The sequence below is a fragment of the Phenylobacterium sp. genome, from assembly GCF_030645195.1.
Taxonomy (GTDB): domain Bacteria; phylum Pseudomonadota; class Alphaproteobacteria; order Caulobacterales; family Caulobacteraceae; genus Phenylobacterium.
In genome coordinates, this window is the sequence record NZ_JAUSLW010000198.1 from 67,789 (window position 1) to 84,386 (window position 16,598).

The 16,598-nt window shown below is 70.8% G+C and carries 15 protein-coding genes; 6 read left to right on the forward strand and 9 right to left on the reverse strand.

Features of this window, described 5'->3' with window-relative positions; all coding sequences use genetic code 11:
- Window positions 1-18 precede the first annotated feature (18 nt).
- From Q7T09_RS17265 to Q7T09_RS17280, 4 genes are all read right to left on the reverse strand, one after another.
- Window positions 19-510, reverse strand: coding sequence for an SRPBCC domain-containing protein (locus tag Q7T09_RS17265; RefSeq protein ID WP_304701388.1), 492 nt, complete (start codon window positions 508-510; stop codon window positions 19-21).
- A complete protein-coding gene (locus Q7T09_RS17270) occupies window positions 494-847 on the reverse strand; it encodes a helix-turn-helix transcriptional regulator (RefSeq protein WP_304701389.1) in 354 nt (117 codons plus the stop codon). Before Q7T09_RS17270 ends, Q7T09_RS17265 begins: the two co-directional genes overlap by 17 nt.
- Before the next feature lie 89 nt (window positions 848-936).
- Entirely contained in the window at window positions 937-1,662 is a 726-nt protein-coding gene (locus tag Q7T09_RS17275) for a methyltransferase domain-containing protein (RefSeq protein ID WP_304701390.1), read from the reverse strand.
- Window positions 1,663-1,688: 26 nt separating this feature from the next.
- Complete coding sequence (locus tag Q7T09_RS17280) at window positions 1,689-2,726, reverse strand: dehydrogenase (RefSeq protein ID WP_304701391.1); 1,038 nt, start codon at window positions 2,724-2,726, stop codon at window positions 1,689-1,691.
- Between the two features lie 110 nt (window positions 2,727-2,836).
- Between Q7T09_RS17280 and Q7T09_RS17285 the strand changes: the two genes are divergently transcribed.
- Both Q7T09_RS17285 and Q7T09_RS17290 read left to right on the forward strand, forming a co-directional pair.
- Window positions 2,837-3,913 (forward strand): glycosyltransferase family 2 protein, encoded by a 1,077-nt coding sequence (locus Q7T09_RS17285; RefSeq protein WP_304701392.1) that lies wholly within the window; start codon window positions 2,837-2,839, stop codon window positions 3,911-3,913.
- Window positions 3,910-4,272, forward strand: a complete 363-nt coding sequence (locus tag Q7T09_RS17290) for a hypothetical protein (protein ID WP_304701393.1) — start codon at window positions 3,910-3,912, stop codon at window positions 4,270-4,272. Before Q7T09_RS17285 ends, Q7T09_RS17290 begins: the two co-directional genes overlap by 4 nt.
- On the opposite strand, the gene Q7T09_RS17295 is transcribed toward Q7T09_RS17290, so the two are convergent.
- A complete protein-coding gene (locus Q7T09_RS17295; protein WP_304701394.1) occupies window positions 4,226-4,978 on the reverse strand; it encodes a PIG-L family deacetylase in 753 nt (250 codons plus the stop codon). The genes Q7T09_RS17290 and Q7T09_RS17295 overlap by 47 nt on opposite strands.
- Window positions 4,978-5,829: a GNAT family N-acetyltransferase gene (locus Q7T09_RS17300; protein ID WP_304701395.1), complete on the reverse strand. Its 852-nt coding sequence runs from the start codon at window positions 5,827-5,829 to the stop codon at window positions 4,978-4,980. The genes Q7T09_RS17295 and Q7T09_RS17300 overlap by 1 nt, the downstream gene beginning before the upstream one ends.
- Before the next feature lie 110 nt (window positions 5,830-5,939).
- Between Q7T09_RS17300 and Q7T09_RS17305 the strand changes: the two genes are divergently transcribed.
- Window positions 5,940-7,322, forward strand: a complete 1,383-nt coding sequence (locus Q7T09_RS17305; protein ID WP_304701396.1) for a hypothetical protein — start codon at window positions 5,940-5,942, stop codon at window positions 7,320-7,322.
- A gap of 2 nt (window positions 7,323-7,324) precedes the next feature.
- On the forward strand, window positions 7,325-8,053 hold the full coding sequence (locus Q7T09_RS17310; RefSeq protein WP_304701397.1) for a hypothetical protein: 729 nt from the start codon (window positions 7,325-7,327) through the stop codon (window positions 8,051-8,053).
- Here the strand turns inward: Q7T09_RS17310 and Q7T09_RS17315 are convergent.
- From Q7T09_RS17315 to Q7T09_RS17325, 3 genes are read right to left on the reverse strand one after another with little or no spacing between them, the layout of a single operon-like run.
- Complete coding sequence (locus tag Q7T09_RS17315; protein ID WP_304701398.1) at window positions 8,043-9,173, reverse strand: glycosyltransferase family 4 protein; 1,131 nt, start codon at window positions 9,171-9,173, stop codon at window positions 8,043-8,045. The two genes, Q7T09_RS17310 and Q7T09_RS17315, sit on opposite strands and share 11 nt — an antisense overlap.
- A complete protein-coding gene (locus Q7T09_RS17320; RefSeq protein ID WP_304701399.1) occupies window positions 9,170-12,367 on the reverse strand; it encodes a glycoside hydrolase family 99-like domain-containing protein in 3,198 nt (1,065 codons plus the stop codon). The genes Q7T09_RS17315 and Q7T09_RS17320 overlap by 4 nt, the downstream gene beginning before the upstream one ends.
- A gap of 5 nt (window positions 12,368-12,372) precedes the next feature.
- Window positions 12,373-13,404 (reverse strand): sulfotransferase family protein, encoded by a 1,032-nt coding sequence (locus Q7T09_RS17325; protein WP_304701401.1) that lies wholly within the window; start codon window positions 13,402-13,404, stop codon window positions 12,373-12,375.
- 132 nt (window positions 13,405-13,536) lie between these two features.
- On the opposite strand from Q7T09_RS17325, the gene Q7T09_RS17330 reads away from it, so the two are divergent.
- On the forward strand, window positions 13,537-15,441 hold the full coding sequence (locus tag Q7T09_RS17330) for a hypothetical protein (RefSeq protein WP_304701402.1): 1,905 nt from the start codon (window positions 13,537-13,539) through the stop codon (window positions 15,439-15,441).
- Complete coding sequence (locus Q7T09_RS17335; RefSeq protein WP_304701403.1) at window positions 15,438-16,460, forward strand: hypothetical protein; 1,023 nt, start codon at window positions 15,438-15,440, stop codon at window positions 16,458-16,460. The genes Q7T09_RS17330 and Q7T09_RS17335 overlap by 4 nt, the downstream gene beginning before the upstream one ends.
- The last annotated feature ends 138 nt before the right edge of the window (window positions 16,461-16,598 follow it).

Sequence of the window (16,598 nt, forward strand, 5' to 3'; positions counted from 1 at the left end):
GCTGGGAGAGGGGCGGCCTTACGGCTCGGCGATGGCCTCGACATAGGCCTGCTGGCGGTCGAAGAGCCGGCTCCAGGCGACGAGGTGGTTGTCGCGCCGCTCAAGGTTGGCGAAGGGGGTTTGGTGGAAGGTCTGCACCGTCATGCCGTTGCGTTCGGCCAGCGTCACGGTCACCACGCTCTCCGCCCCGCCGGAGGGACCGGAGTCCCAGGCGAAGGTGAAGACGATCTTCTTGTCGCGTTCGATCTCGCGGTAGACGCCGCCCTGCCATTGCTCGCCGAACTGGGCCGAGTTGATACAGGCGCGCCAGGCGCCGCCCTCGCGGAAGTCATGGGTGAAATGGGCGCAGGTGACCCCCTTCGGTCCCCACCAGCGGACGCGATGCGCCGGGTCCTCCCAGAGGCGGAACACCAGGGCGGCGGGCGCGGCGAAGGCGCGGACGATGAAGAGTTCGTCGTCGGGCACGGGAGAGCCGTGCGCCGGGCGGCGGGGCTCAATGCTTGCGCCCATGGGGCTTTCCCTTGGTGAGCTCGGACAGATAGGCGTCCATCCTGTCGAAGCTGCCATCCCAGAAGCGGCGGTAGTGCTCGAGCCAGCCGGCGAGGTCCTTCAAGGGCCCCGCCTCCAACCGGGCGGGCCGCCACTGGGCCTCGCGGCCGCGGGATATCAGGCCCGCGGCCTCCAGAACCTTCAGGTGCCGCGACACCGCCGGCAGGCTGATGTCGAACGGCTCGGCGAGCTCGCCCACCGTGGCCTCGCCATCCGCCAGCCGCGCCAGGATCGCCCGGCGGGTGGGGTCGGCCAGCGCCGAGAGCGTCGCGCTCAAGGGGTCCGTCGCCGCCTGCATTTAACAAAATCCATAATTAACGTATAGGTTAAATAGTCAGGCGCATCAAGCCCGTCAAGCCAGGTGGGCCGCCACGGAGGAGGGCGCTCCTAGAGCTCGCCGTCGTCCTCGAAGGGGGGCGGGCTGGTCTTCATGTGGGCGTGGTCGGCGCGATACTGGTTGAAGTGGCGCCGATCGGCGGCAGAGGGCTGCGCCGTGTTGCGCACCAGGCCGCCATAGGCCAGTTCGCGGGCCGTGCGCTTGCGGACCACGAACTCGATCCCGCATTCGCCGATGGGGGTGAGCGTCTGGTCGAAACGGGGCAGGTCATAGCGGAAGGTGGAATTCAGCAGGGCCAGCCGCTCGATGTCGGCCGCCTCGCCCAGGCCCGACAAGAGATTCACCAGGTTGATGGACCTGTCGCTCCAGGAGCGGCTCTTCAGGACCGTGAAGGTCCATTTGTGGTCGCGGTTGTGGGTGGAGGGGAAGACCCCCTGCTCATAGAGGTCCTCGTCCGGCACCGTCACCACCAGGAAGCCGCCGGGCTTGATCACCCGGAACCAGGAGGCGAGCCCCTCGACGGGATCGACCAGGTGCTCCAGGCAGTGGCTGGAATGGACGAAGTCCAGGCTCTCGGCCGCCAGGCCCGCCAGCTGCTGCGCGTCGCCGTCCTCCCAGTCCCAGACCCGCACGCCGGTGATGGCCGGGAAAAATTGGGCGTAGAGCGACAGGGGATCGGGCTTGCCGCCGATGTCGAGGCCCTCGCCCATGAACCAGCGCCGGGCGAAGTTGGGGTCGGCCATGCGCCGGACGATGGACTTGGAGAGCTCTTTCACGCTTCGGCTCTAGCCGTTTTCGCCGCTCACCGCACCACCCAGGATTCGGCGCCGACATCGGTGAAGCGCGCCGACTGGGCGGTGCCGCCGAAGCTGGCCAGCAGGCGCTTGAGCCCGTCGCGCCGGGTGGGGTCGATGAGGAACATCATGAAGCCGCCGCCGCCGGCCCCGCTGACCTTGCCGCCGAAGGCCCCAAAGGCCTTGGCCGCCTCATAGACCTCGTCGATCTTGGCCGAGGAGATCTTGGCGGCAGTGAGCTTCTTGGCTGTCCAGCCTGAGTCGAGCAGGGCCCCGAAGCGGGGCAGATCGCCGGCCCGTAGGGCCTCGCGCATCGAAAAAGCCCCCGCCTTCAACTCGTGCAGGCCCTCCAGGGCCTTGGGCGCGTGGGCCTTCATATTGGCGGTCTGCTCGTCGACGATCGAGGCCGATTCCCGGGAGACTCCGGTGAAGTAGAGCACCAGGGAGGCCTCCAGCTCCTTCATCACGGCGGGATCGACCTCCACCGGATCGACGTCCACCCGGTCGCCGGACTGGAAGTGCATCAGGTTCAGGCCGCCGAAGGCCGCGGCGTACTGGTCCTGGTGGCCGCCGGCCAGGCCCAGCTCCCGCCGCTCGATGTCGAAGGCCAGGGCGGCGACGGCCTGGGCGTCCATGGGGATCTCCAGGAACCGGCGGAAGGCCTCCACCATGGCCACCACCAGGGCCGAGGACGACCCCAGGCCCGAGCCCGGCGGACAGTCGGCGTAGGTGGTGAGCGTCAGGGGAATGGCCTGCCCCTCCGCATGGTCGGCCATGAAGCGGTTATAGACCCCCTTGAGCAGCCGCAGGGGCTCGTCGGTGGGCAGCGGCGCGGTCGCCGCGGCGTTCCAGTAGTGTTCGCGATCGGCGGCCACCAGGCGGACCTGGTTGTCGTCGCGCCGTTCCAGGCTGACATGGGCGAAGAGGTCGATGGCGGCGTTCAGCACCACCCCCCCATGCTCGTCGCAATAGGGGGAGACGTCGGTGCCGCCGCCGCCGAAGCCGAGCCGGAGCGGCGCGCGGGCGCGCACCAGGTGGTGGGGCATGGGTCTCGCCGCTTGAGGGACGTCAGGTCGGCTTCGGGGGTAGTCGCAGGCCGCGCGCTTTGCAACCGCCGGGAGCCATGCTAGCCGACCAGGATAGGGGAAAACGCCTGATGCCGCCGACGCCACCCGACGCCACCATGGTCCAGGCCCGCTCGGCCCGGCCCGTCGTCGCGCCGGTCCCCGGCCTGCCCAGCCTGGAGGGCTCGGGCACTTGGATCGTCATCCCCTGCTACCGCGTGCGCGACCACGTCCTGAAGGTGATCGCCAAGATCCCGACCTGGGCCGACGGCATCGTCTGCGTCGACGACGGCTGTCCGGAACGCTCGGGGGACTTCATCGAGTCGACCGTCACCGATCCCCGGGTGGTGGTGGTGCGGCTGTCGAAGAACCGCGGGGTGGGCGGCGCCGTCCTGGCCGGCTACGCCGAGGCCATCCGCCGGGGCGCCCGGGTGCTGGTCAAGGTGGACGGCGACGACCAGATGGACCTGGGCTACATCCCCCACCTGGTGGCCCCCATCCTGCTGGGGGAGGCCGACTACACCAAGGGCAACCGCTTCACCTCCATCAGCCACCTGAAGTCCATGCCGGGGGTGCGGGTGTTCGGCAACGCGGCGCTCAGCTTCGCGGCCAAGGTCTCCACCGGCTACTGGAACGTCTTCGACCCTACCAACGGCTTCACCGCCATCGAGGCCTGCGTCGCCGACCGGGTGATGGAGAAACGGGTCTCCCAGCGGTTCTTCTTCGAGACCGACCTGCTCTACCACCTGGGCACCTTGCGGGCGGTGGTGCGCGATGTGCCGATCCCGGCCCGCTACGGCGAGGAGGTCAGCAACCTGCGCATCGGCGCCATCGTCGGCCCCTTCGCCCTGAAGCACTTCACCAACTTCTGCCAGAGGGTCATGGGCCAGTACTTCGTCCGCGACTTCCACGCCGCGACGCTCGAGCTGATCTTCGGGACCCTGTTCCTGGCCTTCGGGGGGACCTACGGCATCCACTGGCTGGCGACCCGGGCGCCGGGCCAGACCGCCTCGGCCGGCGTGGTCATGGCCGCGGCCCTGCCGGTGATCGTGGGCACCCAGATGCTGCTGCAGGCCATGAACTTCGACGTGCTCAACACCCCCTCGCGGCCGATCCACCCCTATCTGCGCACCATCCAGCAGATGGAAGCCGGCGAGCACGGAGCGTGAAGGCGCTGGACTACCTGCTCTGCGCCGGGTTCGCCGTGGCCCTGCCCATCGGCCAGCTGCTGTTCAAGTGGGCGGCCCTCTATCAGGCGGAGATCGTGGGCCCGATGCCCTGGAAGCTGCTGCGCAACTTCCCGCTGATGGGCGCCTTCGGCTGGTACGGACTGACGGCGCTAGTCTGGTTCTACATCCTGACCCGGACGCCGCTGTCGACGGCCTATGCTTTCTCGATCCTGGGCTCGGCCCTGGTGCCGCTGATGGCCTGGGTAATCTTCAAGGAGCCGGCCAGCTGGAAGTTCGCCGTGGGCTACGGCCTCATGCTGGCGGGCTTCCTGGTGATCCTGCAGGCCAAGCCGTCCTGATCGCCTCGGAGACCTCGGCATAGGGCACGCCGTACATCCGCTCATAGAGCAGGGAGCCCGCGTGCGGGCGCTCGTTCACGCGATTCGGATCGAGCCGCTGGTGGACGTAGCCCCGGGCCAGGTAGTTGGCGAACATCACCGGCCACAGCCCCAGCCAGGTCCGCGCCTGGGACGGGAACCGCCGCACCCCGGCGGCGAAGGCCAGCCATTGCGAAACCGGCAGGCGCGTGCGGATCGGCGGGCCGTTCTCCGCCAGGGGAGCCCCGGCCCGAAACAGCCGGCCCGGCAGGCGTGGGCCGTTGTAGAGGGTGAGCTGTTCGACGGGCGCACCCTTGGCCAGGGCGAGCGCCAGGGCCGCGCAGGCGTCGTGGTCCATGTGACCGCCCTCCCAGGCGGTGACGACGAAGCGCTCCACCGGGCCGATTCGCGATAGCTCGGCGCTCAGCAGCCGCCGCAGCCGGGGCAGGTGGCGGTGGACGGTTCCGTCCAGCGCGCCGGAGCCGGCGCCGACGTGGATCACGCGCTCGGGCGGGACGCCGAGATCGGCCAGATAGGCCCGCGTCTCGGCCAGGCGCACGGCAGCGAGCTGCGGGGAGGCGTAGTCGGCGACATAGAGGAACCGCTGGTCGGCGCCCGCCGCCCGCCGGATCAGGGGGGTTGCGAAATACTCGTCGTCGAAATGGGCCAGGATGTAGGCGATCGCCATCAGTAGGGATCGAAGTCGAGGAAGCCGATGGCGGTGCGGGCCGCGTCCAGGCTGGCGGGCGCCGGGGCGTTGAGGGGCCGGTAGATCAGGTTCAGCGGCGAGGGGCGGAACCGCTGGGGCAGCCGCAGCAAGCCGAGGGACCTCAGGTCCAGCCGCGGCTCCAGGCCGATGAAGAGGCTGGCGCCAAGGGCCGGGCCGCCGGGCTCCACAAGCCCCTCGCTGACGAAACCCACGCAGCGCACCAGGGGCAGGTGAGTGGGCGCCGAGATCAACGTCAGGCCGGCGCGGTCGCGCACGCCATAGGCGCTGGCCGGATTGGCCAGGCGCCAAGCCAGGCGGCGCGGGGTCCAGTCGATGCGGAACCCGGTGTCGGTGGTCTCGAACCGGCTGGGGCGGCGCAGCAGCAGGCCGGCCTCCAGGGGCGCCACCAGCTGGAAGCCCAGCTTGCGCAGGAAGCCCGGGGTGGAGTTGGCGTTGGCCACCCCCATGACGAAACCGAACCCCTCCCGCGGGGCCGCGGCGTAGGCAGCCTGGGCCAGGCGGGTGAACAGCCCCTGGCCGGCGTAGTCGGGGTCGGTGGCGGTGTTCATGGACAGCAGGCCGCGCACCGACTCGGTCCCGATCCGCGCGGTGGTGGGGCAGGTGACATAGTGGGCGCAGAGCCGATCCCCGTCCCAGGCGTCGAAGCCCAGCACCGCCCCGTCGGGATTGTCGCGATAGCGCCAGGCCAGGGCCTCGGGGGAGAATTTCTCGGCCGCGCCGAACACCTTCTGCAGCAGGGCCGAATAGGCGGCGAGCTCCTGCGGCGCCGCGCCCGTTGGTCGAATCTGGAGGTTTGGTGGGGTCGTCATGCAGGGGCGATCATGGAAGCGTCGCCGCGTCGCGGCAACGGACGCTTTTTTGCACCTTCTCATCGTCCTCCGCGCGCCCTACCTCTCAGGCGGGACGGGGAGCTTGGCGGATGCCGCGACGGAGTCTGGATCTAACCGCCGACGACGTGGTTCGCGGCCTGCTGATCGCGGGTTTCCTGGTGATGCTGGCCGGCGCCATGCCAGGCCACCTGTCGCCGGACTCGATCTCCCAGCTCTATGAAGGCCGGATGGGGACCCGCGAGACCTGGGGCCCAGCCGCCTACGCCTCGGTGCTGGCGATCTTCGATTCCATCGTGCCGGGGACCGGCCTCTACCTGGTGGCCAGCGGCTTCATCCTGTTCGCCAGCCTGCTCGGCCTGCGGGGCCTGCGCCCCCGGGCGTCCTGGGCGGCGGTTCCGGTGACCCTGCTGATGGTGGCCTCGCCGGCCATCCTGGTCTTCCAGGGGATCGTCTGGAAGGATGTGCTGTTCGCCAACCTCGCCATCGGCGGCTTCTTCCTGCTGGCCCGGGCCTCGGTGAGCTGGCCCGCGCGCCGGCCGCCCTGGATCGTCCTGGCCGGCGCCCTGCTGGCCCTGGCCCTGGCCGCCCAGGTCCGCCAGAACGGGATCATCGTCGCCCCCTTTGCGGCCCTGGCTGTCGCCTGGACCGTGCGCGGTGAGGGCTGGCGGCGCGGCCTGGCCTGGGGTCTGGGATCCCTGGTGGCCATCGTCGCAGCCTCCCACCTGATCGGCGTGGCCGCGCAGCCGGCCAAGGCCGGGCCCGACAAGGCCTCCGGCGTGGGCGTCCGCATCCTGGAGCACTACGACATCATCGGCGCCGTGGCCCACGACCCGACCCTGCAGCTCAGCGTCTTCAACACCGCCGACCCGGAGGCGCAGACCGTGATCCGCGCCCGGGGCGCGCCGCTCTATTCCCCGGTCCGCATCGACTATCTGGACGCCGACCCGGCCGTCGGCGCGGTGCTGTGGCGCCAGAGCGACCAGGTGGTGCGCGACCAGTGGCTGGACATCGTGCTGCATCACCCCCGCGCCTATCTGGCCCACCGCCTCGACGTGTTCCGCTGGGTGTTCCTGACCCCCAGGATCGACTCCTGCCTGCCGCTGTTCGTGGGCGTGGAGGGACCGGCCGATAGCCTGAAGAAGCTCGAGATCGCGGTGGGCAAGGACGCCTCGGACCGCGCGATCTACAACTACGGGACCTGGTTCCTGGACGGACCGCTGTTCTCGCACCTGAGCTACGCCCTGACGGCCCTGCTGACCGCCGGCGCCCTGCTGCTGCGCCGGGATCGGGCCGACATGGTCATGGTGGCGATGCTCGCCGCCAGCCTGGCCTTCACCGGCAGTTTCCTGGCCATCTCCATCGCCTGCGACTACCGCTATCTCTACTTCCTGGACCTGGCGGCCCTGACCGGCCTGCTCTACCTGGCGCTCGATCCCCCCGTGGCCCAGGTCCGCCGGCTGCTGAGGCGCTGACCATGGCCCGCCCGATCCTGCCGATCCTGGCCCTGGTCCTGGTGCTTTCGGCCTGCGACAAGCCCGCCCCTCGCACGCCCAGGCTGGCGCCGGTCCCCAAGCCCGCCCTGCCGGTGGACAAGGTCGTGGCCCCCTCGACGCGGGCCCAGCCGATCACCTGGGACCCCGCCGAACAGACCTTCCGCCTGGGGGCGACCCCCCTGAAGGCGGTGCGGATGTGGACCTTCGACGGCGCCAGCGACGGCTGGGTGCTCACCGGCGGCCTGACGGGCCTGGCCCAGAACGCCGGCCTGCGGCTCACCAACCAGGCGGCCGACCCGGCCCTGCGCTCTCCCAGCGGCCTGGAGCTCAACGGCGCCCGCGGCTCCCTGGTGCTGGTGCGCCTGACCCGCAAGCAGGCCAGCCCCGCCTGGGACGGCGCCCTCTACTATTCGACCCTGGCCCACGGGGAATCCCAGGGCTTCTTCGCCAAGCCGGTGATGGGGGGAAATCCCGCCGTCAACGAGACCCTGATCCTGGCCTATGACATGGCCCATCCGATGGGCGGGGGCGATGACTGGACGACGTCCCTCATCAGCCAGATCCGCCTGGACACCGACGACTCGCCGGGCGGCGGCTTCGTGATCCGGCAGATCGCGGTGACCGAGAATCCCGGCCGCGAGGCCCTGGGCCTGGCCCCGCCGCCCAAGCGGCCGGAACCCGCCAAGCCGGCGCCCAAACCTAAACCCTAGCCAGCTCGTCCAGCCGGGCGGCGTAGCGCAGGCCCACGGCCCGGGCGCCGAAGTTCGTGCGGATATGGCGGCTGGCGCGGCGGCCGAGCGCGCGAGCCTCCCCGGGGTGGTCCAGCATGCGGGCCATCAGCGCCACGGCGTGATCGACATGGGCGTCGGCCCAGACCTGGCCCTCGGGGAAGAGGTAGGCGTCGGCGGGCACGGGGATCAGGTCGTAGTCCACCAGCAGGCCGGTCTCCGGGGTCATGAAGTCCAGGTTGCCCGAATAGTTGGTGGCGATGGCGACGCGGCCCAGCGCCATGGCCTCGGCCGGACCCCGTCCGAATCCCTCCGAGCGGTGCAGGGAGACGAAGGCGTCGGCGCAGCGGATCAGGTTCTTGTTCTCATTGTCGGAAAGCTCCCGGGTGATCCCCTGGGCCCGGCCGCCGAGGGCTGAGAGTCGGGCCTCCAGGGCCTTGCGGGCCGGGTGCTTGGCGTCGCCGCCCTTGTACTTGACGATGGCGTGCAGGGGCGCGGCCGGCCGCAGGGCGCAGAGGCGCTCGAAGGCCTCCAGCATGGCCAGGGGGTTCTTGCGCTCGGAGAAGGACGAGAAGTCGAAGGAGAACAGCACCACGAAGGCGTGCTCGGGAATGCCGAAGGCGCGCCGCCCCAGGAAGCTCGACAGGGTCAGGTCGACGGCCAACGGCATGTGGGCCACCGGCTTGCTGACCGCCGGCGTGATGGCCTGGCCGATGAAGTCCGAGGGCGCCCAGACCTCGTCGAAGCGCTCCAGGATCCGCGCCCAGGGCTCGGGATATTTCGCCAGCTCCCAGGCCGGATAGATGATGTTGTAGGCGCTCTCGAAGGCGGCCTTGGAGCCGGTGGCCTCCAGCACCCCCAGGGCCTGCTCCACCTCGTTGGCGTTGATGCAGAAGAGGTTGGCGCGGGGGCTCAGGGTCGGGACCGTGTGGGGTCCGAACTCGCGCTCGAAGTCGGCGTCCTTGTTGCGGTCCAGGCCGTAGATGTCGATCAGGCCCGGCGAGATCCCCGCCGCCCGGAACGCCCGCCAGGCCGAGCGGACGTGCTCGGCCATGCCGATGGCCGAGAAGGGGTGGCCCACCAGGACGAGGTCGCCGCTCACGGCTTGTCCAGCAGGGCGGCGTCGGCGGCGTTCTTCACCGCCTCCAGCCAGCCGTGGCCATAGCGCTGGTCGGGCTCCAGGTGCGCGCCCTCGGCCCATTCGTTCCAGGCGTTGATGAAGACGATCCGCTCCTCGCCGAAGTTCTGCCGCCGGGTGTCGGCGAACATGGCTTCCAGCCAGGCCTGGAAGGCGCCGGGCGTGGCGTGGTGGTGCGACCAGCTATTGTCCTGCCGCCGCGCGGTGTTGTCCCAGCTCGGCATGGCGCCACGGAAGCGGGTATGGGGCGGGACGGCCTCGGCCATGTAGCGGCGGACGATCTGGCGGTAGTCGTTCACCCGGCCCTCGAAGCGGGCGTTGTAGAGCGGTCCCGGCGGATGGATCAGGGCCTGGGACCCGGCCGGCGGGAACTCCACACTGGCGTCGAAGCCCAGGCTGGCCGGATCAGTCACCCCGCCGGCCATCTCGAAGCTCTCCACATAGGCCAGGTAGATCTCGCCCACGCCGTTCCTGGCGCACCAGTCGCGCCAATGGGCCGCCCACAGCTTGGCGTCGGGCAGCAGGCCCGGCCGGTAGAGCAGGACCAGGGGCTTGCCGTTGACCCGGATGTAGTTGGGGCGCTTGAGGTACGGGCCCATCTCGGCGATCAGGGCCTCGGCGTCGCCCTCCTCATAGGTCTGGGCCAGCAGCACGTCGCCGGACTGGCCGTCCCAGGTCCGAGTCCAGTTCTCGTTGGCCCAGCACAGGCAGAAGGGGAAGTCGCCCGCCGCCCCGGTGAGCAGGTGCTCCAGTGGCTTTTCCAGCACCCGGCGGCCGCCGGAGAACCAGTAGAAATAGTGGCAGAAGCCGCCGATCCCGTAGCGGGCGGCCAGCTCCCCCTGGCGCTTCAGGGCTTGGGCGTCCGACAGGTCGTAGAAGCCGAGGTCGGCGGGCAGGTGGGGTTGGTAGTGGCCGCGATAGTTGGGCAGGGCCCGGGTGACGTTGGTCCACTCGGTGAAGCCCGCCCCCCACCAGCGGTCGTTCTCGGGGATGGCGTGGAACTGGGGCAGGTGGAAGGCGATGGTGCGGATGGTGTTGAGCGCCTCCAGGCGCTCGCCCCAGCGCTCGACGAAGGCCTGCTGGTTCCGCGTCGCCAGCCGCATCTTGTAGCCGGCGTCGATGGAGTTGGCGGTCACCGACAGGTGGTGGACGATCTCGGAGGTCGGCTCGTAGATGATCCTCAAGCCACGCTCCCGCAGGCGGAAGCAGAGGTCGGCGTCCTCGCAATAGGCCGGGGCGAAGGCCAGGTCGAAGCCCCCTAGCTCGGCGAATACCTCGCGCCGCACCGCCAGGCAGGCGCCGGAGGCGTAGTCCACCTCGCGGCGCACGTTCCAGCGGGGCAGGGCCGGGTCCTCGAACAGCCCGATCATCTCGGCGGTCCCGTCCGGCGCGATCCGGGCGCCGGCCTCCTGCAGCCGGCCGTCGGGGAACAGCATCTTCGGCGCCACGGCCCCGACACCGGTTTCCTCGTCGAAGGGCGCCAGCAGGGCCGAAAGCCAGCCCGGCCGCACCTGGACGTCGTTGTTCAGGAAGATCACCACCTCGCCCCGCGCCGCCTGCGCCGCCCGGTTGCAGGTGCGGATGAAGCCGAGGTTCTCGGGGTTGGTCAGCAGGGTCAGGCCCTGGACCTTGGCCAGCACCGCCGAGGTCTCGTCGGCCGAGGCGTCGTCGATGACGATCACCTCGGCGGTCTCCAGTCCCCCCGCGGCCTGCAGGGAGGCGAGGCACTCCAGGGTGAACTTCAGATTATTGTAGGCCGGGATGACGATGGAGGCCGCGGGCCTGGCCGCCGCGTGGAAGGCCAGGCCCGCCGCGCCCTTCTCCAGGTCGGTGATCTTGATCAGCTTCAGGGGCTTGACCTTGAGGCCCGCCTTGCGGCCGTCCTCGATGCGCCGGCGCTCGGTGGTCAGGTCGCGATAGGCCTGGACGTCGTAGAGGCTGGCGTCGCGGTTGCGCGCGCCGCGCAGCTGCTCGAACAGGCCCACGTCGGAGCCGCCGGCCCGGGCGTGGCCGGCCCCGGGATCGGGCTTGGGCGCCCGGCTCAGCGCCCAGTGCTCCAGGGCCGAGATCGGGGCCTCGGCGGCCTGGGGATTGGCGGCCAGATAGGTCAGTTCGTCGAAGTCGGCGGCCGGGGAGGCGCCCTCGAAGGCGCCTGCCGCCATGTAGTGCAGCAGCGGATGGACGCCCGCCGGCGCCTGGGGGTTCTGCTCCAGATAGAAGGCCGAATCGAAGTGGACGCTGGGGTCGCGTCCGCCCTCGCGGCCATGGGCCAGGAAGTCGGCCAGCGGGCTGGCGCCGAGCGCGGTCGCATCGCGGTAACGGTCGGCGTACCAGCCGGTGTCGAATAGCGGATGGGGCGGGCGGCCCTCGCCGGCCCCGCTGGTGACATAGTGCAGCAGGGGCGGGACGCCGCGCTCGGCCACGTCGGGGTTCTGCTGCAGGTACCAGGCGCCGGAGAACAGCGGATGCGGCTCATAGCCCAGCCGCCAGCCCTCGCGCAGGTAGTGGGCCAACGGGTTCTCGCCGGACCGGGCCACCTCCTCGGCCTGGCCGACATAGTGGCGAAGGTCGAACAGCGGGTGGGGATCGAACCCCTCCCGTGCCCCGGTGAAGACGAAGTGCTGCAGGGCCGTCAGGCCGCTGGCGGCGATCTTGACCGCGTGGCGCGACCGGTAGTCGGCCAGGTCGAACAGGGGGTGCGGGTCGCGCCCCTCCTTGTCGCCGGCCACCAGATAGTGGGCCAGCGGCGCCCAGGCGGTGCCGGCCAGGTCCGGGTTCTTCTCGATGTACCAGGTCTGGTCGAACAGGGCCTTGGGGTGGGCGTTGGAATCGGGCCCGGCCCGGACATAGCTGATCACCCCGCGGGTCGCGCCGCCCTCGCGGCCCAGGCCCTTGTCGAGGCCGAAGGTCCACAGGCCCGAGCGCAGGATCAGGGCCACACGCCCCGGCCACTTGCCCCGCGCCAGCGTCAGGTCGAACCGCTGCTCCAGCCGGCCGCGCTCGCGGTCCCACTGGCGCCTGGCGGCGGCGGCCTGGAAGCGTTTCCAGCGGTCCTGGGCCAGGGCCACATGGGCCGCATGCAGGGCGCGGCGGCGGTCCAGGAGTTCGGTGGCGACGGCGGAGATCTCCGTCTTTTTCCGGGTGGGGCGTTTGGTCAAGGCGATCAGCGGGCGGCCAGGAGGTTGTCGACCTGGGCCTCGATCGCGGCGCGCTCGCGACGCAGCAGGGCCAGCTCGGTCTCCAGCTCACGGGTGTGGAAGGCGTCGCGGGCCCGGTCCTGCACGGCCTCGTCCAGCTCGGCGCGGGCCGCCGACAGGGCGCAGGTCACCGGCGAGACGAAGGGGCCCATCTTCGCCTTCAGCTCGGCGATCTGGGCGGCGGCGGCCTCCAGGGGCGCGAGCGGCGGGTGCGGCCCCACGGCGGCGGCGGCGAACCAGTCGAACACGGTCTTGGCCATCGGCCCCACGGTGGGCACGGCGGCCAGGTCGCCGGTCCCGGCGTTGTGGCGCAGGTCGCCGGTGAGGAAGGCGTCGATCTCCCGCTCGGCATGCGGGCTCATCCGGGGCAGGGGCGCGCCGTGGGCGGCCTCGATGCGCACCACCTCGGCCCGCCAGTCGGCGATCAGGCCGTCATAGGAGATGAAGGCCCGGGGCAGGTCGCGGGAATAGAGCTCGGCGGCCAGCATGTAGGCGCACCATAGCAGCACCGACTTCTCCACGGGGAACCCGTCGCGGCGGGCCAGCGACCCGGCCACGGCCAGGGGGGAACGCACGGGAATCACCACCCGGGCCGGCATGCCCACGTCCTTCAGCACCGCCCGCCACAGGGGGGCCAGGACCGAGACGCGGGGGTCCTTCAGCAGGGGGAAGCGGGCCTCGCCGAACTCGTCGCGATAGAGGGCGGTGGCCCGTGCGATCCAGGCGGCCTCGTCGGCCTTGGCCAGCGGGGCGTAGGGCAGGGCGAAGACGTCGTCCCAGGCGCTGCCGCCAGCCCGCAGGCGTTCATCGTTGAACAGCGCGATCTTCCAGGGCTCGAAATAGCCCCGCGCGTTGTGCTCGTCGCCGGGCATGACGTTCTGCGGCAGCTCGGCGCCGGCGAGCGCCAGCAACTGGGTCGCCGCCGAGGTGCCGGACCGGTGCATGCCCAGGACGAGGTAGGCGCCATGCTTGGCCGGTCGGGTTGTCGTTCTCGCCATCGGGCCCCACTGGCGCGCCACGAACGCGCGTGAACCCTTGCCTCTATGACCGCCGGCGCGCGCGGGCAAGGGCGCGGTTGATCGGGGCGGGTTTCTGCGGCACAGCTCACCGCCTTGGAGAGAGTTCGTCCCATGGCCGCCGCCCTCGATCGCAGCCTGCTGGTGCTGGGTCCGGCTGTGGACGTGGCCTTCTATGGCGCGACCTACCCGGACCTGGCCGCCACCGGCGTCGACCTCCTGGCCCACTATGCGCAGGCCGGCTGGCGCGAGGGGCGCGATCCCGCGCCCTGGTTCTCCACCACCGGCTATCTGGAGCGCTATCCCGACGTCGCCGAGGGCGGCGCCAACCCCCTCTACCACTACCTGGCCATGGGCCGCCGGGAGGGCCGCGAAGCCGTCCCCTCGGTCCGGGCCCTGGCCTATCTGGAGGCGCGGAAGCTGGCGCGCGACGGCAAGGCCGACGTTCCCGTCACCGCCGCCGACCGGGCGCTGGCGGCCACCGAGTTCGATCCGGCCTTCTACCTGTTCAACAATCCCGACGTGGCCGCCGCCGGCCAGGACCCGCTGGACCACTTCCTCCAGCGCGGCTGGAAGGAGGGGCGCGATCCGTCGCGGGACTTCAGCCTGGCCGACTATCTGGAACTCAATCCCGACGTGGCCGCCGCCGGGGTCCAGCCCTTCGTCCACTACCTCAGCCAGGGACGGCGCGAGGGCCGCATCGCCGTGCGCCGGCTGGGCTTCCGCCACGACGCGGTGGCCCGGCTGCGGCCCCTGCAGGAGCGGCTGGCCGACTGCGAGGTCTGGGCCCGCGCCGTCGGCCTCAGCCCCGCGGAGGATCTCGTGGCGGGGCTCGCAGAGTCGCGCTCGGGACGGCGCCACCTGCACATCACCTTCAGCCACGACAACTACGCCGCCGTGGTGGGCGGGGTGCAGGCCAGCGTCCAGCGGGAGGCGCAGCGATTCGCCGAACTGGGACGCGACCACCTGCACATCTATCCGGCCTCCCCCTGGCCCATCGTCGCCACGGGCCTGTCGGGCCCGCCGCTCGGAGTGTTGTGGAACGGCCAGAAGGTGGGCGCCTTCGTCCCGCCGGTGGTGATCGAGGGGCTGCGGGCGGCCCTGGCGAACTGGCGTGACGGCGAGCGCAGCTTCGCCATCCACTCCATGCTGGGCCATTCCAGCCGCGAGGTGATCGACGTGGTGCGGGTCGCCGGCGCGCAGGCCGGCTGTTACTGGACCCACGACTTCACCAGCCTCTGCGCGGGGATCCACCTGCTGCGCAACGATGTCGAGGACTGCGGCGCCCCGCCCCCGAGCAGCCCGGCCTGCGGCATCTGCCTCTATGGCCCCTATCGCGAGCTGCACATCGCCGAGCACACCCGGCTGTTCCGTCACCTGGACCTGACGGTGGTCTCCCCCTCCCAGGCGGCGATGGACACTTGGCGCGGCGGCTCGGACCTGGACGCCGTCGACGCCCGCGTCCTGCCCCTGGCCCGCCTGGTCCCGAGCCGCGCGCGCCCGCGCGCGCCGACGCCGGGACCCTTCCGCTTCGCCTTCCCCGGCACGCCATCCCTGCACAAGGGCTGGCCGATCTTCCGCGACCTGGCCATCCGGTTCGAGAAGGACCCGCGCTACACCTTCCTGCACCTGGGCAAGACCCCGATGCCAGGCCTGCCCCTGGAGCACCATCCGGTCTCGGCCACCGCCCGCAAGCCCATGGCCATGCGCGACGCGCTCAGGCGCCTGGAGATCGACGCGGCGATGATCTGGTCCCTGTGCCGCGAGACCTTCTCGCTGACCGCCTATGAGGCGGCCGCCGCCGGGTCGGCCATCGTCACCGGCCCCGATTCGGGCAATATCGCCGCCTTCACGCGAGAGGGCGGTCATGGCCTGGTCCTGCCTGACGAGGCGGCCCTGTTTGCGATGTTCGAAAGCGGCGAGATCCTTAAGCTCGCCCGCGCCCGGCGCGCCCCGCCGCTCTATGACCTGGAGTTCAGCAACCTGTCCGCCGACCTGATCGCGGAGACCGCAGCGTGAAGGTCGTCTGCTTCTCCAGCTTCACCTTCTCCTATCTGAACCGCGCCCGGGTGCTGTTCCAGACCCTCAAGGCGCACCAGCCGGACTGGGAGCGGGTGGCCCTGATCACCGACGAGCCGCCCCCGGGCTTCCGCTTCGATCCGGCCACCGAGCCCTTCGACCGGGTGGTCTACGCCCAGGACCTGGGAATCCCCGACTTCAAGACCTGGCTGTTCAAGCACGACGTGGTGGAGGTCTGCACCGCGGTGAAAGGCCCCTTCCTGCATCAGGCGTTGGGCGCCGGCGCCGATGCGGTGGTCTATCTCGATCCCGACACCGCCCTGTTCGCCAGCCTAGCCCCCCTGGAGCAGATGCTGGCTGTCGACGACATCCTGCTGACCCCCCACCTCATCGACGCCAATGACGAGCTGGAGGCCATCCTCGACAACGACCTCTCGGCCTCGCGCACCGGCATCTTCAACCTGGGCTTCGTGGCGGTGAAGGCGGGCGGGGAGGGCTCGCGGTTCGGCAAGTGGTGGAACGACCGCCTACTTTCCTTCTGCTACGACGATATCCCCAACGGCCTCTTCGTCGACCAGCGCTGGTGCGACCACGTCCCGGCCCTGTTCGATCACGTCAAGGTGGTCCGCGACCCCGGCTACAACGTCGCCAGCTGGAACCTCTCCAAGCGCACGGTGGCGGTGGGCAAGGATGGGGCGATCACCGTCAACGGCCATCCCTTGCGCTTCTGGCACTTCACCAAGCTCGGCCCCACCGGCGACGCCATGACCAAGCGCTACGCCGGGGACAACCACGCGGTCTACGAGATCTGGCGCTGGTACAAGGACGAGGTGGCCAAGACCACCGACCCCATCATTCCCGAGCGCTACTGGGCCTACGAGGCCTACAGCGACGGGGCGAAGATCGCCAAGGCTCACCGCGTGCTCTATCGCGGCCGCCCCGACCTGCAGGCGGCCTTCCCGGACCCCTTCGAGGCCGGCGGCTACCTGGCCTGGCTGGAGAACGAGGGCCTGGCCTAGGCCCCCGACCGGGCCACATGTCGGTCGGCGCGGATGGAAGAAAAGGCGTTCAGCGGCGAGTCGGCGCGGGGCCTTGCCCGGCAAGGATCTGCGGGGCCGCGAGGTGACCGACACGCGCCGACATGTGGCCGCCGACGT